At 58.3% G+C, this 20,922-nt stretch carries 20 protein-coding genes; 17 read left to right on the forward strand and 3 right to left on the reverse strand.

Annotated elements, in window-relative coordinates:
• Positions 1-97: 97 nt before the first annotated feature.
• The 3 genes from lsrR (at position 98) to BFV67_RS19080 (ending at position 4,889) form a co-directional block, all read left to right on the forward strand.
• Positions 98-1,069, forward strand: coding sequence for a transcriptional regulator LsrR (gene lsrR / locus BFV67_RS19070; RefSeq protein ID WP_008503156.1), 972 nt, complete (start codon positions 98-100; stop codon positions 1,067-1,069).
• A 32-nt stretch (positions 1,070-1,101) separates the two neighbouring features.
• Positions 1,102-2,682, forward strand: coding sequence for an autoinducer-2 kinase (gene lsrK, locus BFV67_RS19075; protein WP_059363495.1), 1,581 nt, complete (start codon positions 1,102-1,104; stop codon positions 2,680-2,682).
• Between the two features lie 185 nt (positions 2,683-2,867).
• The gene (locus tag BFV67_RS19080; protein ID WP_069598807.1) at positions 2,868-4,889 is read left to right on the forward strand and encodes an NADPH-dependent 2,4-dienoyl-CoA reductase; all 2,022 of its coding nucleotides are present in this window, start codon (positions 2,868-2,870) and stop codon (positions 4,887-4,889) included.
• A gap of 90 nt (positions 4,890-4,979) precedes the next feature.
• Here BFV67_RS19080 and rlmG read toward each other — a convergent pair whose 3' ends face one another.
• Positions 4,980-6,116, reverse strand: coding sequence for a 23S rRNA (guanine(1835)-N(2))-methyltransferase RlmG (rlmG, locus tag BFV67_RS19085; RefSeq protein ID WP_045371401.1), 1,137 nt, complete (start codon positions 6,114-6,116; stop codon positions 4,980-4,982).
• An 83-nt stretch (positions 6,117-6,199) separates the two neighbouring features.
• On the opposite strand from rlmG, the gene BFV67_RS19090 reads away from it, so the two are divergent.
• The 4 genes from BFV67_RS19090 (at position 6,200) to sstT (ending at position 10,486) form a co-directional block, all read left to right on the forward strand.
• A complete protein-coding gene (locus BFV67_RS19090; RefSeq protein WP_008503152.1) occupies positions 6,200-6,703 on the forward strand; it encodes a YgjP-like metallopeptidase domain-containing protein in 504 nt (167 codons plus the stop codon).
• A gap of 70 nt (positions 6,704-6,773) precedes the next feature.
• Complete coding sequence (locus tag BFV67_RS19095) at positions 6,774-7,772, forward strand: Gfo/Idh/MocA family protein (protein ID WP_021242366.1); 999 nt, start codon at positions 6,774-6,776, stop codon at positions 7,770-7,772.
• 251 nt (positions 7,773-8,023) lie between these two features.
• Positions 8,024-8,989 (forward strand): TerC family protein, encoded by a 966-nt coding sequence (locus tag BFV67_RS19100; protein WP_021242367.1) that lies wholly within the window; start codon positions 8,024-8,026, stop codon positions 8,987-8,989.
• 255 nt (positions 8,990-9,244) lie between these two features.
• Positions 9,245-10,486: a serine/threonine transporter SstT gene (sstT, locus tag BFV67_RS19105; RefSeq protein WP_008503149.1), complete on the forward strand. Its 1,242-nt coding sequence runs from the start codon at positions 9,245-9,247 to the stop codon at positions 10,484-10,486.
• Between the two features lie 86 nt (positions 10,487-10,572).
• Here sstT and BFV67_RS19110 read toward each other — a convergent pair whose 3' ends face one another.
• On the reverse strand, positions 10,573-12,060 hold the full coding sequence (locus BFV67_RS19110; protein WP_039265427.1) for a UxaA family hydrolase: 1,488 nt from the start codon (positions 12,058-12,060) through the stop codon (positions 10,573-10,575).
• Between the two features lie 17 nt (positions 12,061-12,077).
• Positions 12,078-13,490, reverse strand: a complete 1,413-nt coding sequence (gene uxaC / locus BFV67_RS19115) for a glucuronate isomerase (protein WP_069598808.1) — start codon at positions 13,488-13,490, stop codon at positions 12,078-12,080.
• 474 nt (positions 13,491-13,964) lie between these two features.
• On the opposite strand from uxaC, the gene BFV67_RS19120 reads away from it, so the two are divergent.
• From BFV67_RS19120 to BFV67_RS19165, 10 genes are all read left to right on the forward strand, one after another.
• Complete coding sequence (locus tag BFV67_RS19120) at positions 13,965-15,263, forward strand: MFS transporter (RefSeq protein WP_008503146.1); 1,299 nt, start codon at positions 13,965-13,967, stop codon at positions 15,261-15,263.
• Between the two features lie 180 nt (positions 15,264-15,443).
• Positions 15,444-16,220 carry a transcriptional regulator ExuR gene (gene exuR, locus BFV67_RS19125; RefSeq protein WP_008503145.1) on the forward strand — a complete coding sequence of 259 codons (777 nt, stop codon included), beginning with the start codon at positions 15,444-15,446 and terminating at the stop codon, positions 16,218-16,220.
• A gap of 344 nt (positions 16,221-16,564) precedes the next feature.
• A complete protein-coding gene (gene yqjA / locus BFV67_RS19130; RefSeq protein WP_008503144.1) occupies positions 16,565-17,227 on the forward strand; it encodes a DedA family general envelope maintenance protein YqjA in 663 nt (220 codons plus the stop codon).
• A 2-nt stretch (positions 17,228-17,229) separates the two neighbouring features.
• Positions 17,230-17,613, forward strand: a complete 384-nt coding sequence (gene mzrA / locus BFV67_RS19135; RefSeq protein ID WP_023294631.1) for an EnvZ/OmpR regulon moderator MzrA — start codon at positions 17,230-17,232, stop codon at positions 17,611-17,613.
• A 143-nt stretch (positions 17,614-17,756) separates the two neighbouring features.
• A complete protein-coding gene (locus BFV67_RS19140; RefSeq protein WP_008503142.1) occupies positions 17,757-18,125 on the forward strand; it encodes a DUF1090 domain-containing protein in 369 nt (122 codons plus the stop codon).
• 29 nt (positions 18,126-18,154) lie between these two features.
• Entirely contained in the window at positions 18,155-18,460 is a 306-nt protein-coding gene (locus BFV67_RS19145; RefSeq protein ID WP_008503141.1) for an ElaB/YgaM/YqjD family protein, read from the forward strand.
• A gap of 1 nt (position 18,461) precedes the next feature.
• Positions 18,462-18,860, forward strand: coding sequence for a phage holin family protein (locus BFV67_RS19150; RefSeq protein WP_069598809.1), 399 nt, complete (start codon positions 18,462-18,464; stop codon positions 18,858-18,860).
• Positions 18,857-19,153 carry a YqjK-like family protein gene (locus BFV67_RS19155; protein ID WP_008503139.1) on the forward strand — a complete coding sequence of 99 codons (297 nt, stop codon included), beginning with the start codon at positions 18,857-18,859 and terminating at the stop codon, positions 19,151-19,153. Before BFV67_RS19150 ends, BFV67_RS19155 begins: the two co-directional genes overlap by 4 nt.
• Positions 19,154-19,404: 251 nt before the next feature.
• Entirely contained in the window at positions 19,405-19,797 is a 393-nt protein-coding gene (locus tag BFV67_RS19160) for a DoxX family protein (RefSeq protein WP_023294633.1), read from the forward strand.
• Positions 19,798-19,868: 71 nt separating this feature from the next.
• Positions 19,869-20,855 carry a glutathione S-transferase family protein gene (locus BFV67_RS19165; RefSeq protein WP_045371403.1) on the forward strand — a complete coding sequence of 329 codons (987 nt, stop codon included), beginning with the start codon at positions 19,869-19,871 and terminating at the stop codon, positions 20,853-20,855.
• Positions 20,856-20,922 lie beyond the last annotated feature (67 nt).

Genomic DNA, 20,922 nt, shown 5'->3' on the forward strand with positions numbered 1-20,922 from the left:
CCAGAAACGATCGAAATGATCCGTTTTGTCGCGTGGCTCACACTTTCCCTCCGCGTCATCACGAACATATGATCTAAATTTTTATAAGAGTTCAACTATGAGCGATAAACGCACTGCGGAAGAAGGACGGTTTGCCGGACTGGCGCTGGCGGAAGAGGAGCTGGTGGCGCGCGTAGCCTGGTGCTACTACCACGACGGGCTGACCCAGAACGATATCGGCGAACGCCTCGGGCTGCCGCGATTAAAAATCTCCCGCCTGCTGGAGAAAGGCCGCCAGTCCGGGGTGATCCGCGTGCAGATTAACTCCCGGTACGAGGGCTGCCTGTCGCTGGAAACCGAGCTACAGCAGCGCTTTGGCCTGAAGCTGGTGCGCGTGATGCCTGCCCTGAATACGCCGCCGATGAACGTGCGGCTGGGCATTGGCGCGGCGCAGTCGCTGATGGGCGTGCTGGAGCCCGGCCAGCTGCTGGCGGTGGGGTTCGGTGAAACCACCATGAGCAGCCTGCAGCACCTGAGCGGCTTTATCAGCTCGCAGCAGATCCGTCTCGTGACGCTGTCCGGCGGCGTCGGGCCGTACATGACCGGTATCGGCCAGCTGGACGCGGCCTGCAGCGTCAGCATGATCCCCGCCCCGCTTCGCGTGTCTTCCGCCGAAGTGGCCGGGATCTTAAAGCGCGAGACCAGCGTGCGGGACGTGATCCTCGCCGCCACCGCCGCCGACGTGGCGGTAGTTGGTATTGGTTCAGTAAACCAGCGCCGTGACGCCACGATCCTGCGCTCCGGTTATATCAGCGAAGGTGAACAGCTGATGTACGCCCGCAAAGGCGCGGTCGGCGACATTCTCGGCTATTTCCTCAATGCCGAAGGGGAGTGCGTTGAGGAGCTGGAGATCCACAAAGAATTACTCGGCGTCTCGCTTGATGAGCTGGCGCAGCTGCCCACCATCGTTGGCGTGGCCGGCGGGGAAGAGAAAGCCGATGCGATTTATGCCGCACTGAAGGGTCGCCGTATCAATGGCCTGGTGACGGAAGAGACGACAGCCCGCGCGGTGCTGGCTCTGGCCAAATAAGAGCCCGCCTGCGCTACCAGCGAGGCAAGCTCATGAGTTACCTTTTAGCGTTAGATGCAGGGACCGGCAGCGTTCGCGCCGTGATTTTCGATTTGCAGGGCAACCAGATTGCCGTCGGCCAGGCCGAGTGGAAACACCTGAGCGTGGAAAACGTGCCGGGGTCGATGGAGTTTGACCTCGAGACCAACTGGCAGCTGGCCTGCCGGTGTATTCATCAGGTGCTGACGCGCGCGAATCTGGGCGCGGCGGATATTCAGTCCGTCGCCTGCTGTTCGATGCGCGAAGGGATCGTGCTTTACGACCGTAACGGCGAGGCCATCTGGGCCTGCGCCAACGTCGACGCCCGCGCCAGCCGCGAGGTGGCCGAACTCAAAGAGATCCACGACAACCGTTTTGAATCCGAAGTGTATGAGGTCTCCGGCCAGACGCTGGCGCTGAGCGCCATGCCGCGCCTGCTGTGGCTGGCGCACCACCGTCCGGATATTTACCGCAGGGCCGCGACTATCACCATGATCAGCGACTGGCTGGCGGCGAAGCTCTCCGGCGAGCTGGCGGTCGACCCGTCGAACGCGGGCACCACCGGCATGCTGGATCTCTTCTCCCGCGACTGGCGTCCGGCGCTTCTCGACATGGCCGGGCTGCGCGCCGATATCCTCTCCCCGGTGAAAGAGACCGGCACCGTACTGGGTGCTATAACCCGGGAGGCCGCGCAGCAGAGCGGCCTGCGCGAAGGCACGCCGGTAGTGATGGGCGGCGGCGACGTGCAGCTGGGCTGTCTGGGGCTGGGCGTGGTCCGCGCTGGACAAACGGCGGTGCTGGGCGGCACCTTCTGGCAGCAGGTGGTCAATCTGCCGCAGGTACGCACCGACCCCGACATGAACATCCGCGTGAATCCGCACGTCATCCCCGGCATGGTCCAGGCGGAGTCGATCAGCTTCTTTACCGGGCTGACCATGCGCTGGTTCCGCGACGCCTTCTGCGCGGAGGAAAAGCTGATTGCCGAGCGGATGGGGATGGACACCTATTCCCTGCTGGAAGAGATGGCCAGCCGGGTGCCGGCGGGCTCCCACGGGGTAATGCCAATCTTCTCCGACGCCATGCATTTCAAGCAGTGGTACCACGCCGCGCCGTCGTTTATTAACCTCTCCATCGACCCGGAAAAATGCAATAAAGCGACGCTGTTCCGCGCCCTGGAAGAGAACGCGGCGATTGTTTCGGCCTGCAACCTGGCGCAGATTTCACGCTTTTCCGGCGTGACGTTTGAGAGCCTGGTGTTTGCGGGCGGCGGGTCAAAAGGTGCCCTGTGGAGCCAGATTTTAAGCGACGTCACGGGCCTGCCGGTGCGCGTGCCGGAAGTGAAAGAAGCCACGGCGCTGGGCTGCGCGATTGCCGCGGGTACGGGCGCGGGGCTGTTTGCGGATATGGCCTCGACGGGCGAGCGGCTGGTGAAATGGAGCCGCGAGTTCACGCCAAACCCGGCGCACCGCGAGCTGTACGACGGCATGATGCAGAAATGGCAGGCGGTATACGCGGACCAGCTCGGGCTGGTGGACAGCGGACTGACCACGTCGATGTGGCAGGCGCCGGGGCTGGTGCGGGCAGCGGCGCCGTAAATAACGCCGGATGGCGCTACGCTTATCTGTCCTGGGGTTTTGTAGCCCCGGTAAGCGCAGCGCCACCGGGGAAGTTCTTTGAGATCTATCACAATCATTCGATCCCGCTTTTACCTTTCCGCTACCGCTGGCTAAATTAGTAACTCATCCGACCACATAACAATAATTTTACACTGGAAGAGACTATGAGCCGCTACCCGTCGTTATTCGCCCCTCTCGATCTGGGGTTCACCACACTCAAAAACCGCGTGTTGATGGGCTCGATGCACACCGGGCTCGAGGAGCATCCGGACGGGGCCGAGCGTCTGGCAGCTTTCTATGCCGAGCGCGCGCGCCACGGGGTGGCGCTGATTGTCACCGGCGGCGTGGCCCCTTCCCCTTCCGGCGTCGGCATGGAGGGCGGTGCGGTGCTGAACGATGCAGCACAGCTGCCGCATCACCGCATTGTGACCGACGCGGTACACAACGAGGGCGGTAAAATTGCCCTGCAAATTCTGCACACCGGACGCTACAGCTACCAGCCGAATCTGGTTGCGCCATCGGCCATTCAGGCGCCGATTAACCGCTTCACTCCGCATGCTCTGAGCCACGACGAGATCCTGGCGCTGATTGACGACTTCGCCCGCTGCGCCGCGCTGGCGCGTGAAGCGGGCTATGACGGCGTTGAGGTGATGGGCTCCGAAGGCTACCTGATTAACGAGTTCCTCGCCGCCCGCACCAACCAGCGCGACGACGAATGGGGCGGCGACTATGCCCGCCGGATGCGCTTTGCCGTGGAGGTGGTGCGCGCGGTACGTGAACGTGCGGGTGCGGACTTTATCATCATCTTCCGCCTGTCGATGCTCGACCTGGTGGAGGGCGGCGGGACGTTTGACGAAACCGTGCAGCTGGCGCAGGCGATAGAAGCCGCGGGCGCCACGATTATCAACACCGGCATCGGCTGGCACGAGGCGCGCATCCCGACCATCGCCACGCCGGTGCCGCGCGCGGCGTTCAGCTGGGTAACGCGCAGGCTGAAAGGCAAAGTGTCCGTTCCGCTGGTCACCACCAACCGCATTAACGATCCGCAGGTGGCGGACGATGTGATTTCGCGCGGCGATGCCGACATGGTCTCGATGGCGCGCCCGTTCCTGGCCGATGCCGAGCTGCTCTCCAAAGCGCAAAGCGGCCGTGCGGATGAGATCAATACCTGCATCGGCTGTAATCAGGCCTGTCTGGATCAGATCTTCGTCGGGAAGGTCACCTCCTGCCTCGTCAACCCGCGCGCCTGCCATGAAACCAAAATGCCGATCGTTCCGGCGGTCAATAAAAAACGCCTGGCCGTCGTGGGTGCTGGCCCGGCAGGCCTGGCGTTTGCGGTCAATGCCGCCTCGCGCGGGCACGGCGTGACGCTGTTTGATGCGTTGGGAGAGATTGGCGGGCAGTTTAATATCGCCAAACAGATCCCCGGCAAAGAGGAGTTCTACGAAACGCTGCGCTACTACCGCCGGATGATCGAGCTGACGGGCGTCGAGCTGCGGCTTAACCAGTTTGTCCGCGCGGCGGATCTGACTGATTTTGATGAGGTGATCCTGGCGAGCGGGATCGTACCGCGCACGCCTGCGATCGAGGGTATCGATCATCCAAAAGTGCTGAGCTATCTCGACGTGCTGCGTGACAAAGCGCCGGTTGGCGAGAAGGTGGCGATTATCGGCTGCGGCGGGATCGGTTTTGACACCGCGATGTATTTAAGCCAGCCGGGCGAAGCCACCAGCCAGAACATTGCCGAATTCTGCGTGGAATGGGGTATCGACACCAGCCTCAGCCAGTCCGGCGGCCTGCGACCCGAAGGGCCACAGCTGCCGAAAAGCCCGCGCCAGATCGTGATGCTGCAGCGTAAAGCCAGCAAACCGGGCGAAGGGCTGGGGAAAACCACAGGCTGGATCCACCGCGCCACCCTGCTCTCGCGCGGGGTGAAGATGATCCCGGCGGTGAGCTACCAGAAGATCGACGACGACGGGCTGCACGTCACGATCGGCGGCGAGCCGCAGCTGCTGCGCGTGGATCATGTCATTTTATGTGCCGGGCAGGAGCCGAAGCGGGATCTGGCGGATCCGCTGCGCGAGGCCGGTAAAACGGTGCATCTGATTGGCGGGTGCGACGTGGCGATGGAGCTGGACGCGCGGCGGGCAATTGCGCAGGGAACGAAGTTAGCTCTGGTGATCTAGGGCATTGCCGGGCGGCGCTTCGCTTGCCCGGCCTACGGGTTCGAGGCCATTGTAGGCCCGGTAAGCGCAGCGCCACCGGGCAAAACCATCTTAACGACGACGTCCCAGCTTCACCGCCTTCAGCACCACAAACTTATTGTTCGTCGCGATGGTGACGCAGTTACCGAAAATCTTCTTCAGCTTGTGGAAGTAGTCCAGGTGGCGGTTCGCCACGATGTACAGCTCGCCGTTAATCTTCAGGCAGCGGCGCGCGTGGTGGAACATCTCCCAGGCGACGTTATCCGTCAGGGCGTGCTTCTGGTGGAACGGCGGGTTACAGAACACGGCGTTGAAGCGGAAAGGCTCTACCCCCGACAGCGCGTTGTTGATCATAAACTCGCAGCGGTCCAGCGCGTCCGGCATGTTGGTTTCCACGTTCAGACGGCTGGAGGCCACCGCCATCGGCGATTCGTCGCTGAACACCACGCTGGCCTCCGGGTTCTTCGCCAGCAGCGTCAGGCCAATCACGCCGTTGCCGCAGCCCAGATCGACAATTTCCCCTTCCAGATTTTCCGGCAGGTGTTCCATAAAGAAACGCGCCCCGATATCCAGACCGGTACGGGAGAAGACGTTCGCATGGTTGTGGATGGTCCAGTCGGTCCCTTCCAGTTTCCAGCTCAGCGTGTCCGGCGCGTCGGCCAGCTCGGGTGCGGCGAACGTACAGTTGATCAGGCGCGCTTTTTTCCAGGCCAGCGTTGTGGTGGTTGGGCCAAGGACCTTCTCAAACAGCTCCAGCGTCGAAGTGTGAATATCACGCGCTTTGGCACCCGCGATGATGCGGGTTTCTGGCGTGACGACCTTACGCAGCGCGCGCAGCTGTTGCTCCAGCAGCGCCATGGTTTTTGGCACTTTGATGAGCACCACGCCCGGCGCCTGCGGGTAGTCCGCGGTGCTGTCGAGGAACTTCACGCTGGATTCGTCGATGTCGTTATGGCGCAGGTTTTCACGCGTCGCCAGCTCGCTTAAGTAGGAATCGCCGATGCTGTACGGCGTGTGCTCCGCCAGGGCGCAGCCCAGCGCGCCGAAGGCGTCATTCAGGATCAAAACCGGGCCGCGGATTTCAGTCTCATCCAACTGCTGCAGCAGATATTCATCCGCCGCTTCCCACGCCTGAAGCGGGTTAACGTCGTCCGTTTCCGGGAAACGTTTAAGGTTGAGTGAACGGAAACCGTTGTCTAAGTGGCTCATCGGCCCTCCTGAATGGTAAAATTTGGCGTATCCCTGAAAAGGGTGCGTGAGTATACCCGTTTTATTGTCGATTTGGGGCGTTGATGAACCAACTTACTTATCTCCAGGGCTACCCGGAGCATTTACTTTCTCAGGTTCGCAGCCTGATTGCCGAGCAGAAGCTCGGCGCGGTGCTGGAAAAACGCTACCCCGGCACCCACGATTTCGCGACCGATAAAGCCCTCTGGCAGTATACGCAGGATCTGAAAAACCGGTATCTGAAGAGCGCCCCGCCGATCAACAAGGTGATGTACGACAACAAGATCCACGTGCTGAAAAACGCGCTCGGCCTGCACACCGCCGTCTCCCGCGTGCAGGGCGGCAAGCTGAAGGCCAAGGCGGAGATCCGCGTCGCGACGGTTTTTCGCAACGCGCCGGAAGCCTTTCTGCGGATGATTGTGGTGCACGAACTCGCACACCTGAAAGAGAAAGAGCACGACAAAGCGTTCTATTCTCTGTGCTGCCACATGGAGCCGCAGTACCACCAACTGGAGTTTGATACCCGGCTGTGGCTTACGCATTTATCGTTAAAAGGTAATGCGGAATAGCGCACGCGAATTGTCATGATGACGTGCTACAGTGGCTAAAGGTTCCCCGCTACGGAGTACGTAAACGTTTATGATACGTTTCGCAGTCATTGGAACGAACTGGATCACGCGCCAGTTCGTCGACGCCGCCCACGAAACCGGCAAACTGAAACTTACCGCAGTCTATTCCCGCAGCCTTGAGCAGGCGCAGAGTTTTGCCAACGATTACCTCGTCGAGCATCTCTTCACCTCGCTTGATGACATGGCGCAAAGCGACGCCATTGACGCGGTCTATATCGCCAGCCCGAACGCCCTGCACTTCCCGCAAACGAAGCTGTTCCTCAGCCATAAAAAGCATGTGATTTGCGAGAAGCCGCTGGCGTCGAACATCGAAGAAGTGGAAGCCGCCATCGCGCTTGCCCGCGAAAACCAGGTGGTGCTGTTCGAAGCGTTCAAAACCGCCAGCCTGCCGAACTTCCTGCTGCTGCAGCAGTCCCTGCCGAAGGTGGGCAAAGTGCGCAAAGCGTTTATCAACTACTGCCAGTACTCGTCGCGCTACCAGCGCTATCTCGACGGCGAGAACCCGAACACCTTTAACCCGGCCTTCTCGAACGGCTCGATTATGGATATCGGTTTCTACTGCCTGGCCTCTGCCGTGGCCCTGTGGGGCGAGCCGCACGGCGTCACGGCCACCGCCAGCCTGCTGGAGAGCGGCGTGGATGCGCACGGTGTCGCGGTGCTGGATTACGGTGATTTCAGCGTGACGCTGCAGCACTCCAAGGTGAGCGATTCTGTCCTGCCGAGCGAAATTCAGGGCGAAGCGGGCTCGCTGGTTATCGAGAAGATCTCCGAGTGCCAGAAGGTGAGCTTTGTCCCGCGCGGCGGCAAAGCGCAGGAGCTGACGCAGCCTCAGCATATTAACACTATGCTCTATGAGGCAGAGGTCTTCGCCCGTCTGGTGGAAGACAACGAAGTGAATCACCCAGGCCTTGCGGTGAGCCGCACCACGGCGAAGCTGCAAACGGAGATCCGCCGTCAGACCGGCGTGGTATTCCCGGCAGACGGCGTGAGCGCGGAAGTTATCGCGTAAAGCTGTGTAATGAAACGGCGCAGACCATTGACGAAACCGATGGTCTGACATATTTTGTTACCTGCAAAGGGGAGTAACTTCTTCGCCGGTGGATCGTCATTACGATGCGTGCAATACCGCATCCGGTCGCCGGGCAACCCTCGTGGTTGTAAGTGAGACCTTGCCGGAAGGCGAGGTCTATGCATAAAAAGCTAACGGCTATCGTCTTCTGACCATGGCCGTTTTTGTTTTTTATGTGTAAGGAAAATAGTATGCATTCTGTCGGCACTCCAATGTTGTGGGGCGGATTCGCGGTTGTCGTGCTCATCATGCTGGCGATCGACCTTTTTTTGCAGGGCCGTCGCGGCGCGCACGGCATGACCATGAAACAGGCCGCCGCCTGGTCGCTGGTCTGGGTTACTCTCTCCCTGCTCTTCTGCGCCGCCTTCTGGTGGTATCTGGCCTCGACCGAAGGCCGCGCGGTGGCCGATCCTCAGGCGCTCGCCTTCCTCACCGGCTATCTGATTGAAAAAGCCCTGGCGGTTGATAACGTCTTCGTCTGGCTGATGCTGTTCAGCTACTTCGCCGTGCCTGCGGCTCTGCAGCGTCGCGTGCTGGTGTACGGCGTGCTGGGTGCAATTATCCTGCGTACCATCATGATCTTCGCTGGCAGCTGGCTGATTACCCAGTTCGAGTGGCTGCTGTACGTCTTCGGCGCGTTCCTGCTGTTCACCGGGGTCAAAATGGCGCTGGCGAAAGAGGACGGCTCCGCGATTGGCGATCGCCCGCTGGTGAAGTGGATCCGCGGCCATCTGCGCATGACCGACAAGATCGAGAGCGAGCACTTCTTCGTGCGCAAGAACGGCCTGCTGTTTGCCACCCCGCTGCTGCTGGTGCTGATTCTGGTTGAGCTGAGCGACGTGATTTTCGCCGTGGACAGCATTCCGGCCATTTTCGCGGTGACCACCGACCCGTTCATCGTCCTGACCTCTAACCTGTTCGCCATCCTCGGCCTGCGCGCCATGTACTTCCTGCTGGCGGGCGCGGCGGAGCGCTTCTCCATGCTGAAGTACGGCCTGTCGGTGATCCTGGTGTTTATTGGTATCAAGATGCTGATCGTCGATTTCTACCATATCCCGATCGCCATTTCGCTCGGCGTGGTGTTTGGCATTCTGATCGTGACGCTGATTATCAATACCTGGGTTAACCGCCAGCACGATAAGAAGCAGCAGGCTTAATGCGTTTTGCCCGGTGGCGCTGCGCTTACCGGGCCTACAACGTTACCCCGTAGGCCGGGTAAGCGCAGCGCCACCCGGCACTTTCGTTAATCAATAGTTAAAAAACATGACGCAACACGTAAAATCCAGCATTTTACGCTTCCCTCCTTTCGCGCATTCCCTATACTCGACCAGGCAAACATTTACTTACATCCGGACATAAATGTGACTAAGAGCACATTCGGAATGGAACGCAATTTCACTCAGGAATAATGTATGAGCACACAATCGACGGGTCTTTTTGCGCGCCTGGCGCAGGGAAGTCTGGTTAAACAAATTCTGGTAGGACTGGTGCTGGGTATTCTGCTGGCCATGGTGTCAAAACCTGCTGCGGAGGCCACGGGGCTGCTCGGGACGCTGTTTGTGGGCGCCCTGAAAGCCGTCGCGCCAGTACTGGTTCTGATGCTGGTCATGGCATCGATTGCCAACCACCAGCACGGACAAAAAACCAACATTCGCCCTATTCTGTTCCTGTATCTTCTGGGAACCTTCTCTGCAGCCTTAACGGCCGTGGTGTTTAGCTTCCTGTTCCCGTCCACGCTGCATCTGACCAGCGCGGCCGGTGATATCACGCCGCCGTCCGGGATTGTGGAAGTCCTTCGCGGTCTGCTGATGAGCATGGTCTCTAACCCCATCACCGCGCTGATGAGCGGAAACTACATTGGCATCCTGGTCTGGGCGATTGGTCTGGGCTTCGCGCTGCGTCACGGCAACGAGACCACGAAAAACCTGGTCAACGATTTGTCCAACGCTGTCACCTTTATGGTGAAGCTGGTGATTCGCTTTGCGCCAATCGGTATTTTCGGCCTGGTCTCCTCCACGCTGGCAACCACCGGTTTTGACGCGCTGTGGGGCTACGCGCAACTGCTGGTTGTGCTGGTCGGCTGTATGCTGCTGGTGGCGCTGGTGATCAACCCGCTGCTGGTGTTCTGGCAGATCCGCCGCAACCCGTATCCGCTGGTGCTGACCTGCCTGCGCGAGAGCGGCGTGTATGCCTTCTTCACCCGCAGCTCTGCGGCGAACATACCGGTGAACATGGCGCTGGCGGAGAAGCTGAACCTGGATCGCGATACCTATTCCGTGTCGATCCCACTGGGTGCGACCGTGAACATGGCGGGTGCGGCGATTACGATCACTGTACTGACCCTGGCGGCGGTGCATACGCTGGGTATTCCGGTGGATCTGCCAACCGCGCTGCTGCTGAGCGTAGTGGCATCGCTGTGCGCCTGCGGCGCATCCGGCGTGGCGGGCGGTTCGCTGCTGCTGATCCCGCTGGCGTGTAATATGTTCGGTATCCCGAACGAAATCGCCATGCAGGTGGTTGCCGTCGGCTTTATCATCGGCGTGCTGCAGGACTCCTGCGAAACCGCGCTGAACTCCTCTACCGACGTGCTGTTTACCGCGGCGGCCTGTCAGGCGGAAGACGCGCGTTTAGCGAAGAACGCCCTCCGCAGTTAAAAAGAAAAGCCCGGTGGCGGCTACGCCTTACCGGGCCTACAGGGTTTAGTAGGTCGGGTAAGCGCTAGCGCCACCCGACAAAGTACTTACAGCGTCACACCGCTCTTAAAGATTGCCAGCTCGCGGAAATCGTTCTTCTCGTTGCAGGTCTGCTTGCCGCTGGCAATTTCCACAATCGCGTCCACGAATTCCGTCAGCAGCTGCGGCATCGCCTTGCCGTGGATAAGCTGCCCGGCATCAAAGTCAATCCAGTGTTTTTTCTTCGCCGCCAGCTCGCTGTTGGTGGCGATTTTCACCGTCGGCACAAAACCGCCGTACGGCGTGCCGCGACCGGTACTGAACAGCACCATATGGCAGCCGGCTCCCGCCAGCGCGCTGGTGGCGACCGCATCGTTACCGGGCGCGCTCAGCAGGTTCAGACCGTGCGTTTTCAGGCGCTCGCCGTAGCGCAGAACGTCAACCACCTGGCTCGCGCCCGCTTTCTGGGTGCAGCCGAGGGATTTCTCTTCCAGCGTGGTGATCCCTCCCGCTTTGTTACCCGGCGACGGGTTCTCATAAATAGGCTGATTGTGGGCAATGAAGTACTGCTTGAAGTCGTTCACCATGGTGACGGTTTTTTCAAACGTCTCCTCGTCGCGGCAGTGGCTCATCAGAATACGTTCCGCACCGAACATCTCCGGCACCTCGGTCAACACCGTCGTGCCGCCGTTGGCGATCACATAGTCCGAGAAGCGCCCCAGCATCGGGTTGGCGGTGATACCGGACAGGCCATCAGACCCGCCGCACTCCAGACCAAACTTCAGCTCGCTCAGCTTGCCCGGCTCGCGCCTGTCGTGGCGCATCACCTCATACAGCTGATGAAGCTGTTCGACGCCCGCTTCCACTTCGTCGTCCTGATGCTGGCACACCATAAAGTGCACGCGCTCAGGGTCAAACTCACCGAGCGTCTCGCGGAAGGCGTCCACCTGATTGTTCTCGCAGCCCAGGCCAATCACCAGCACCGCGCCCGCGTTCGGGTGGTGCACCATGTTTTGCAGCATGGTTCGGGTGTTGATGTGGTCGTCACCCAGCTGGGAGCAGCCGTAGGTGTGGCTGAACAGATGCACGCCGTCAGTCCCTTCGGCATCGTTGGTCTCTTTCAGGAAGCGCGTCTGGATCTGACGCGCAATCCCGTTCACGCAGCCGACGGTCGGGAGGATCCACAGCTCGTTGCGGATCCCCACGTCGCCGTTTGCGCGGCGGTAGATCTGTACCTCACGATCCGCCGCCTGCTCTTGTGCCGCAGGTAAATCAGGTTGATAGCTGTACTCGTCCAGATCGCTCAGATTTGTGCGGGCGTTGTGGGAATGGATGTATTCACCCGGCGCGATATCCGCCAGCGCATGACCGATGGGCAGACCGTACTTCACCACGTTCTCCCCTTTGGCAATCGGGATCAGGGCAAACTTGTGTCCACGTCCAACGGACTGGCGTAACGTCACCGACTGGTTGTCGAAGGTGACTTCCGTCCCTTCGGTTAAATCTGCCAGCGCGACGGCCACGTTATCCAGCGAATGGATTTTGATGTATTGCATATCAACCTCAAACGGCCCTAGTTCAGTTCAATGGCGAAGTAGTCACGCGCATTGTTAAAGCAGATGTTTTTCACCATGTCGCCCAGCAGCTGGATATCCGCCGGCGCTTCGCCTGCGTGCACCCAGCGGCCAATCATCTGGCACAGAATGCGGCGGAAGTATTCATGACGGGTATAGGACAGGAAGCTGCGGCTGTCGGTCAGCATGCCGACAAAGCGGCTCAGCAGGCCAAGCTGCGCCAGCTGCGTCATCTGACGCTCCATGCCGTCTTTCTGATCGTTGAACCACCAGCCGGAGCCGAACTGCATCTTGCCCGGCATCCCTTCGCCCTGGAAGTTGCCGATCATGGTGCCCAGCACTTCGTTATCGCGCGGGTTCAGGCAGTAGAGAATGGTTTTCGGCAGCAGGTTTTGTTCGTTCTGTTTGCTCAGCAGTTTTGACAGCTCTTCCGCCAGCGGACGGTCGTTGATGGAGTCAAAGCCCACGTCCGCACCCAGCAGTTTAAACTGGCGCTGGTTGTTATTGCGCAGCGCACCGATGTGGTACTGCTGTACCCAGCCGCGACGCGCGTATTCGGCACCGAGGAACACCAGTACCGCCGTTTTGAACTGCGCCACGTCGTGCTCGCTAAGCGATTCACCGGAGAGGCGACGCGCCAGAATGCTGTCCAGCTCGGCCTCGTTTGATTCCGCAAACAGCACCACGTCCAGCGCGTGGTCAGAGACTTTACAGCCGTGCGCCGCGAAGTGATCCAGACGTTTGGTCAGCGCGGTTTGCAGATCGGCGAAACGACGGATGTCGGTATCGGACACTTCCGCCAGCTTCGCCATGTAGTCGTTGAACGTGGCCTGCTCAATGTTGAAGGCTTTGTCCGGGCGCCAGCTTGGCAGCACTTTGATATCAAAAGAGGTGTCTTTGGCGACAACGGCATGATGCTCCAGGGAGTCAATCGGATCGTCGGTGGTGCCGACCATCTTCACGTTCATCTGCTTCATGATGCCGCGTGCGGAGAAGTTATCCTGCGCCAGGAGCGCGTTGCACTGGTCCCAGATTTCATCGGCGGTCGTTGGGGAGAGCAGTTTGCCGGTGATGCCAAACGGGCGACGCAGCTCAAGGTGCGTCCAGTGATAGAGCGGGTTACCGATGGTGTGCGGGACGGTCGCCGCCCAGGCGTCAAACTTCTCGCGATCGGTCGCATCACCGGTGCACAGGCGCTCAGCCACGCCGTTGGTGCGCATCGCACGCCATTTGTAATGGTCACCCTTCAGCCAGATGTCATACAGGTTTTTGAAACGGTAATTTTCGGCAACCTGCTGCGGCGGCAAATGGCAGTGGTAGTCGAAAATCGGCTGATCTTTTGCATAGTCGTGGTACAGGCGGCGAGCAAATTCGGTATCTAACAGAAAATCGTCGGTCATAAACGGCGTCATTATCGTCTTCCTCATTACGGGAGCGTCAGAAAGCGTATGTTCATATGCTGCAAAGTTATCACACCAATTTCCACCATCCGACGTTTTTTTCGTGAGTGAGATCAATAAACGCAGACAAATACATTACCCAAATTGGAGTAAATCCTTCTACAAGCCGCGCCAGTACTGGCTTGAAGCGACACGAATAATGTCCCCACAAAGAATCATACATTTGTGATGTCACTCACCTTTTAAAGCTGTATGACAAGTTATCTTTTCGCCGTCGCAAACTATAAGCCGACGGAATGCATTCCTGGTGTCAGTTACACCAGATTTAACGGTACGGAAACCGACTTATGCAGATGACTTTTGGCAAGGTTCGGGCCGTTCCGGGACATTTCCCGGTTACGCCCCTCCCGTTACTGAACGGCTCCCGGCAACGGTCGAGCGGTTACCGTGTCCCGGCACGGCAATACTATAACGATGAGGTTTTACATGCGTAAAATTAAAGGGTTACGTTGGTACATGATCGCACTGGTGACGTTAGGCACCGTGCTGGGCTACCTGACGCGTAACACCGTCGCAGCCGCAGCGCCGACGTTAATGGAAGAGCTGCATATCTCCACGCAGCAATACTCCTACATCATTGCTGCCTATTCCGCGGCGTACACCATCATGCAGCCTGTTGCAGGCTACGTGCTGGATATCCTCGGTACCAAAATCGGCTATGCCTTCTTCGCCATCGCCTGGGCGGTGTTCTGCGGAGCCACCGCGCTGGCGGGCAGCTGGGGCGGCCTGGCGCTGGCGCGCGGCGCGGTCGGTGCGGCAGAAGCCGCGATGATCCCGGCGGGACTGAAGGCCAGTTCCGAGTGGTTCCCGGCAAAAGAGCGCTCTATTGCTGTCGGCTACTTCAACGTGGGTTCGTCCATCGGGGCGATGATTGCGCCGCCGCTGGTGGTGTGGGCTATCGTGATGCACAGCTGGCAGATGGCTTTCATCATTTCCGGCGTGCTGAGCTTCGCCTGGGCAATCGCGTGGCTGGTTTTCTATAAGCACCCGCGCGATCAGAAAAAACTCTCCGAAGAAGAACGCGAGTACATCATTGGTGGTCAGGAAGCGCAGCATCAGACCAACAACGGCAAAAAAATGACCGTCTGGCAGATCCTGGGCACCCGTCAGTTCTGGGGTATCGCCCTGCCGCGTTTCCTGGCGGAACCGGCCTGGGGGACCTTCAACGCGTGGATCCCACTGTTCATGTTTAAAGTCTACGGCTTTAACCTGAAAGAGATCGCGATGTTCGCCTGGATGCCGATGCTGTTCGCTGACCTGGGCTGTATCGTGGGCGGCTACCTGCCACCGCTGTTCCAGCGCTGGTTTGGCGTGAACCTGATCGTTTCCCGTAAGATGGTGGTCACCATGGGCGCACTGCTGATGATTGGCCCGGGCATGATCGGCCTGTTCACCAGCCCGTACGTGGCCATCGCCCTGCTGTGCATCGGTGGTTTTGCGCACCAGTCCCTGTCCGGCGCGCTGATTACGCTCTCGTCTGACGTCTTCGGTCGCAACGAAGTGGCCACCGCCAACGGCCTGACCGGGATGGCCGCCTGGACCGCGAGTACGATGTTCGCGCTGGTCGTCGGCGCGCTGGCGGATACCATCGGCTTCAGCCCGCTGTTTGCGGTACTGGCGGTCTTCGACCTGCTGGGCGCGGTGGTGATCTGGACGGTGCTGAAAAGCAAATCGGCAGAGGAGCTGGCAAAAGAGTCACTCGGAAAACCGGCCACGCAGAGTTAGCATTGCTGTGCCGGGTGGCGCTACGCTTACCCGGCCTACAAAACCCGTAGGCCCGTGCAAGCGAAGCGCCGCCGGGCATTTAAAGGCCACTCAGTAGTGGCTTTTTTAATGGCAAAATCTGGAGAGTGGCACGCAAAAGTGGTATAACAAATCATCTGCCGTACCCTGCCTGGAGCGCATATGGAAATCACCGAACCACGTCGTTTATATCAACAACTTGCTGCGGAGCTGAAAGATCGCATCGAGCAAGGTGTCTATCTTGTCGGTGATAAACTGCCCGCCGAGCGCTTTATCGCGGATGAAAAAAGCGTCAGCCGCACCGTGGTGCGTGAAGCGATCATCATGCTGGAAGTCGAAGGCTACGTTGAGGTACGCAAAGGCTCCGGCATTCACGTCATTTCCAATCTGCCTAAACACTCTCCCGTCGCGGACGAAAGTCTGGAATTCGCCAGCTATGGTCCGTTTGAGCTCCTCCAGGCTCGCCAGCTGATTGAAAGCAACATTGCCGAATTTGCGGCGACGCAGGTGACCAAGCAGGACATCATGAAGCTGATGGAAATCCAGGAGAATGCCCGCAAGGAAAAATGTTTCCGCGATTCTGAATGGGATCTGCAGTTCCACGTCCAGGTCGCCCTGGCAACCCAGAATACGGCGCTGGCGGCAATCGTTGAGAAAATGTGGACTCAGCGCGTTCACAACCCGTACTGGAAAAAACTGCACGACCATATCGATTCCCGTACCGTCGACAACTGGTGTGACGATCACGATCAAATCCTTAAAGCGCTGATTCGTAAAGATCCGCACGCCGCTAAGCTGGCGATGTGGCAGCACCTGGAAAACACTAAGCAGATGCTGTTCAATGAAACCAGCGACGACTTCGAATTTAACGCTGACCGCTATCTTTTCGCCGATAATCCCGTTGTTCATCTCGATACGGTCCCCAGTGCCGCAAAATAGATGACCTTCCCGCTGGCAGGCGCTTCGCTGCGCCTTCCGGCGAACGTGGGTAAGCAAAACATATATAGTGTCAGCCTTTGTAAATCCCCTCGCTCACTTTCTGGGCTTACGCCAAAATCAACTCACGCCTGCAAATTCTGTGACGCAGAACGTTGGGCTTTGTTACAATTGGATTCACTTCGTTATTTTGTAAGTTAGTGCTTGCTAACCAGCCAATTAACAGGGAACAGTGTTGGCCACACCGCAATGTGTCCGCGAGCGACCATAATGAAATCACAACCATGTCGCCGTGCTGTTTGTCCCGGATAACAGGCATGACGTTAACCGATTTCCAGGAACACTGAATGGAACTTTTGACCCAACTACTGCATGCCCTCTGGGCGCAGGATTTTGAAACGCTGGCCAACCCTTCCATGATTGGCATGCTCTATTTCGTCTTGTTTATGATCCTGTTCCTTGAGAACGGCTTGCTGCCTGCTGCTTTCCTGCCCGGTGACAGTTTACTGGTGCTTGTCGGCGTGCTGTGCGCCAAAGGGGCGATGGCATTCCCGCAAACTATTTTGTTACTGACCGTCGCCGCGAGTCTCGGCTGCTGGGTCAGCTACATCCAGGGAAGATGGCTGGGCAATACCCGGATCGTCCAGAACTGGCTCTCGCACCTGCCTGCACATTATCACCAGCGGGCGCACCACCTTTTCCATAAGCACGGGCTTTCTGCGCTGCTGATTGGCCGCTTTATCGCCTTTGTACGCACCCTGTTGCCGACCATTGCCGGTCTGTCGGGGCTGAGCAGCGCGCGCTTCCAGTTCTTTAACTGGATGAGCGGCCTGCTGTGGGTACTGATTCTGACGACGCTCGGCTATGCGTTGGGGAAAACGCCAGTCTTTATGAAATATGAAGACCAGCTGATGTCCTGCCTGATGCTGCTGCCTGTGGTGCTGCTGGTCTTCGGTCTGATCGGCTCGCTGGTCGTCCTGTGGAAAAAGAAATACGGAGCCAGAGGCTAACGATGGCTATCTCACCGCTCGCCCTGCGCCGTTTTGCCTGCGCCGTGATAACACTGGTGGTGCTCAGCGCCATGCTGCTGGCATGGAGCGCGCTTTCGCACCAGGAATCCACGCTGGCCATTCGCCCGGTGAACCAGGGTGCCAGCGTGCCTGACGGTTTTTCTGTCTGGCACCATCTGGACGCGAATGGGATCCGCTTTAAAAGCATCACCCCGCAGGACGATGTGTTACTGATCAAATTTGATTCCCGTGCGCAAAGTGCCGCCGCAAAAGTGGTTCTCGACCGTACGCTGCCGCACGGGTATATCATCGCTCAGCAGGAAGATGACAGCCAGCCTGCTGCCTGGCTGTCGCTGATTCGCGATACGTCGCATCGGTTTGGATAATTACCAGGATTCCGAATCTTTTCACTCACTTTGGTGAATCCCCCGTTTACTTACTATGCTTAAGTACGCGGAGCACCCCTCGAATGTACTCCGCATAACTTTGGATAGCGGCTTACGCCGCAACACAATGGAAGGTTTCGATAATGAAATTCCGCATGACTCTGGCTCTGGCCCTTTTTTCTTTAAGCACAGCATCCTTCGCAAATTCTCTCTGTCAGGAGAAAGAACAGGATATTCAGCGTGAGATCGGTTATGCCGAAAAGCATAACAATCAGCACCGTGTTGATGGTCTTAAAAAAGCGCTGAGCGAAGTGAAAGCGAACTGTTCAGACAGCAAGCTGCGTGCCGACCACCAGAAGAAAATCGCTGAACAGAAGGACGAGATAGCCGAGCGCCGTCGCGACCTGCAGGAAGCGAAAGAGAAAGGGGATGCGGAAAAAATTGCTAAGCGCGAGAAGAAGTTGAAAGAAGCGCAGGACGACCTGAAAGCGCTGGAAGCTCGCGATTATTGAGTTAACGGAAATCTCAACAGGAGAGAATCATGTCAAAAGATACGACGTCTGAACATCTGCGCGCTGAACTGAAATCCCTGGCCGATACCCTGGAAGAGGTGCTGAACTCCTCTGCTGACAAGTCAAAAGAAGAGGTCAGCAAGCTGCGCAGCAAGGCGGAGCAGGCGCTGAAAGAGAGCCGCTATCGCCTGGGTGAAACCGGCGATGCGCTGGCAAAACAGACCCGCGAAGCGGCCGCGCGTGCGGACGAATACGTGCGTGATAATCCATGGACGGGTGTCGGAATTGGTGCCGCAGTCGGTGTGGTACTGGGTGTCCTGCTGACGCGTCGTTGATATGGAAGATCCTCGTACCGCACAAGGGCCTGCTAACAACGTCCTCGGCATCGGCCAGCGTATTTTGACGACGCTGGTCGGGATTGCCGAAACGCGCGTCCGGCTGGCAGTGGTCGAACTGGAGGAGGAGAAAGCGAACCTCTTCCAGATGCTGCTGATGCTTGGACTGACCATGCTCTTCGCCGCGTTTGGTCTGATGAGCCTGATGGTGTTAATCATCTGGGCCATTGACCCGCAGTATCGTCTCAACGCCATGATTGCCACGACCGTCGTTCTGCTGGTCGCGGCGCTGATTGGCGGCATATGGACGCTGCGTAAAGCGCGTAAGTCCACGTTCCTGCGCCATACGCGTCAGGAGCTGGCTAACGATCGCGCCCTGCTGGAGGATGACAAGCCGTGAGCGGTAAAGCCGAACGTCAAAAGCGAAAAGCGTACCTGCTAAGCCAGATCCAGCAGCAACGGCTGGATCTGTCGGCCAGCCGTCGCGACTGGATTGACGCGACGCGACGGTTTGACCGGGGCTGGAACACCTTCCTGAGCCTGCGTTCATGGGCGCTGGTCGGTAGCAGCGTGATGGCTATCTGGACGGTTCGTCACCCAAATATGCTCATCCGCTGGGCGCGCCGTGGTTTTGGTGCCTGGAGCGCCTGGCGTCTGGTGAAAGCCACGATCCGTCAGCAGCAATTACGCTAGCCTTCTCGCCGGGTGGCGGCTACGCCTTACCCGGCCTACTTACACGCGTAGGCCGGGTAAGCGCAGCGCCACCTGACAAAATCCTCCCCCTCCCTTACTCAATATCTTTGAAGAAGATTGACAGTTTTCCTTGCTAACAATCGCCCACCGTCACGTTTATGATGCTCTCCATCGACAGCAACGACGCGGTATCTACCCGGAATTGCAGACAAATAACGTTCAGCCGCTGATGTGGTTTCCTGGAGAGTAAAATGAAAAAATTAGAAGATGTTGGTGTACTGGTCGCGCGTATTCTGATGCCAATTCTGTTCATCGTGGCAGGTTGGGGAAAAATCACCGGTTATGCGGGTACCCAGCAGTATATGGAAGCCATGGGCGTTCCGGGGTTCCTGTTGCCACTGACCATTCTTCTTGAGTTCGGCGGCGGCCTGGCAGTGCTGTTCGGCTTCCTGACCCGTACCACCGCGCTGTTTACCGCAGGCTTCACCCTGCTGACCGCGTTCATCTTCCACAGCAACTTTGCGGAAGGCGTGAACTCACTGATGTTCATGAAAAACCTTACCATCGCGGGTGGCTTCCTGCTGCTGGCCGTCACTGGCCCGGGCGCATACAGCATCGACCGCGTTCTGAATAAGAAATGGTAAGCACGCTATACTGAATAAACACAAAGCGAGGAGACATCTCCTCGCTTTTGCTATCTGACGGAGGAGAAAAAATGGGACAACTCGTAGACGGCGTCTGGCAGGATGTCTGGTATGACACCAAATCCACCGGAGGTCGCTTTAAGCGCTCTGTTTCGGCCTTCCGTAACTGGCTGACAGCCGACGGCGCTCCAGGCCCGAGCGGCGAAGGCGGCTTCGCGGCTGAGAAAGATCGTTATCATCTTTATGTTTCCCTCGCCTGCCCGTGGGCCCACCGCACGCTGATCGTACGCAAGCTTAAAGGTCTCGAATCCTTCATTCCGGTTTCCGTGGTCAACCCGCTGATGCTGGAAAACGGCTGGACGTTTGACAGTAATTTCCCAGCGGCGACCGGCGACGATCTTTATCACCACGATTTCCTCTACCAGCTCTATCTGCGCGCCGATCCGCACTACACCGGGCGCGTGACCGTGCCGGTGCTGTGGGACAAGAAAAACCAGACGATTGTCAGCAATGAGTCTGCGGAAATCATCCGCATGTTCAATACCGCGTTTGACGCGCACGGCGCCCGTGCCGGAGATTACTATCCGGTGGAGCTGCGCGAGAAAATTGATGAACTGAACGGCTGGATTTACGACAACGTCAATAACGGTGTCTATAAGGCCGGTTTCGCCACCAGCCAGGAAGCGTATGACGAAGCGGTCGGAAAGGTGTTTGAATCGCTGGAACGCCTGGAACAGATCCTGGGCCAGCATCGCTACCTGACGGGCGATCGCCTGACGGAAGCGGACATTCGCCTGTGGACCACGCTGGTTCGCTTTGATCCGGTCTATGTCACCCACTTTAAGTGCGACAAGCACCGCATCAGCGACTACCTGAACCTGCATGGTTTCCTGCGCGACATCTACCAGATGCCGGGCATCGCGGAGACGGTCGACTTCGACCATATTCGCACCCACTATTTCCGCAGCCACAAGACCATCAACCCGACGGGTATTATCTCCATCGGTCCGTGGCAGGATCTGGATGAACCGCACGGGCGCGACGTCCGTTTTGGATAAATATTAAGGGCATCACCAGATGCCCTTTTTTAATTCACAATCTCCATCTATTCTTACCTCGATCGCT

The sequence above is a fragment of the Enterobacter roggenkampii genome (genome assembly GCF_001729805.1).
Classification (GTDB): domain Bacteria; phylum Pseudomonadota; class Gammaproteobacteria; order Enterobacterales; family Enterobacteriaceae; genus Enterobacter; species Enterobacter roggenkampii.

Coding starts and splice junctions, on each gene's coding strand:
- lsrR (WP_008503156.1), top strand. CDS start 98: ATGAGCGATAAACGCACTGCGGAAGAAGGACGGTTTGCCGGACTGGCG.
- lsrK (WP_059363495.1), top strand. CDS start 1,102: ATGAGTTACCTTTTAGCGTTAGATGCAGGGACCGGCAGCGTTCGCGCC.
- BFV67_RS19080 (WP_069598807.1), top strand. CDS start 2,868: ATGAGCCGCTACCCGTCGTTATTCGCCCCTCTCGATCTGGGGTTCACC.
- rlmG (WP_045371401.1), bottom strand. CDS start 6,116: ATGAGCCACTTAGACAACGGTTTCCGTTCACTCAACCTTAAACGTTTC.
- BFV67_RS19090 (WP_008503152.1), top strand. CDS start 6,200: ATGAACCAACTTACTTATCTCCAGGGCTACCCGGAGCATTTACTTTCT.
- BFV67_RS19095 (WP_021242366.1), top strand. CDS start 6,774: ATGATACGTTTCGCAGTCATTGGAACGAACTGGATCACGCGCCAGTTC.
- BFV67_RS19100 (WP_021242367.1), top strand. CDS start 8,024: ATGCATTCTGTCGGCACTCCAATGTTGTGGGGCGGATTCGCGGTTGTC.
- sstT (WP_008503149.1), top strand. CDS start 9,245: ATGAGCACACAATCGACGGGTCTTTTTGCGCGCCTGGCGCAGGGAAGT.
- BFV67_RS19110 (WP_039265427.1), bottom strand. CDS start 12,060: ATGCAATACATCAAAATCCATTCGCTGGATAACGTGGCCGTCGCGCTG.
- uxaC (WP_069598808.1), bottom strand. CDS start 13,490: ATGACGCCGTTTATGACCGACGATTTTCTGTTAGATACCGAATTTGCT.
- BFV67_RS19120 (WP_008503146.1), top strand. CDS start 13,965: ATGCGTAAAATTAAAGGGTTACGTTGGTACATGATCGCACTGGTGACG.
- exuR (WP_008503145.1), top strand. CDS start 15,444: ATGGAAATCACCGAACCACGTCGTTTATATCAACAACTTGCTGCGGAG.
- yqjA (WP_008503144.1), top strand. CDS start 16,565: ATGGAACTTTTGACCCAACTACTGCATGCCCTCTGGGCGCAGGATTTT.
- mzrA (WP_023294631.1), top strand. CDS start 17,230: ATGGCTATCTCACCGCTCGCCCTGCGCCGTTTTGCCTGCGCCGTGATA.
- BFV67_RS19140 (WP_008503142.1), top strand. CDS start 17,757: ATGAAATTCCGCATGACTCTGGCTCTGGCCCTTTTTTCTTTAAGCACA.
- BFV67_RS19145 (WP_008503141.1), top strand. CDS start 18,155: ATGTCAAAAGATACGACGTCTGAACATCTGCGCGCTGAACTGAAATCC.
- BFV67_RS19150 (WP_069598809.1), top strand. CDS start 18,462: ATGGAAGATCCTCGTACCGCACAAGGGCCTGCTAACAACGTCCTCGGC.
- BFV67_RS19160 (WP_023294633.1), top strand. CDS start 19,405: ATGAAAAAATTAGAAGATGTTGGTGTACTGGTCGCGCGTATTCTGATG.
- BFV67_RS19165 (WP_045371403.1), top strand. CDS start 19,869: ATGGGACAACTCGTAGACGGCGTCTGGCAGGATGTCTGGTATGACACC.